General features: G+C 66.8%; 1 pseudogene. It reads right to left on the bottom strand.

Annotation, left to right across the window (positions count from 1 at the left end):
- Positions 1 to 223, bottom strand: a pseudogene (locus tag ACLZOT_RS50340) (thiamine pyrophosphate-dependent enzyme); the annotation flags it as partial.
- Between the last annotated feature and the right edge of the window lie 166 nt (positions 224 to 389).

Raw genomic sequence — 389 nt, 5'->3', positions numbered from 1 at the left:
CCTCCAGGTCCGCGAAAAATCCCTCGTCCGCGTGGTTTGAAGCCTCCAGATACCGGCGGACGCGCAGGATCGGGTCCTTCGCCTCCCAGGCCTCGCGCTCCTCGTCGGCGCGGTACTTCGTCGGGTCGTCGGAGGTGGTGTGGGCGCCCATGCGGTAGGTGAAGGCCTCGACGAGCATCGGGCCCTGGCCGGAGCGGGCGTGCTCCAGGGCGGCGCGGGTGACGTGCTCGGTGCGGGCCACGCCGGCGAAGTACGCGAGGCGGGGCGCCAGCAACATCACCATGTCTTCTGTGTCACTGGACGGTGACAGACGAGCCCGTGACCTCTGCTGATGCTCCATGGGAACGATTATGACGAGTTCATGCATTGGACGGATGAACGGGGCCGTA

It is taken from the genome of Streptomyces sp. 4F14, from assembly GCF_048159485.1.
In the GTDB taxonomy this organism is placed as follows: domain Bacteria; phylum Actinomycetota; class Actinomycetes; order Streptomycetales; family Streptomycetaceae; genus Streptomyces.
This window is presented reverse-complemented; position numbering and strand designations above follow the sequence as displayed.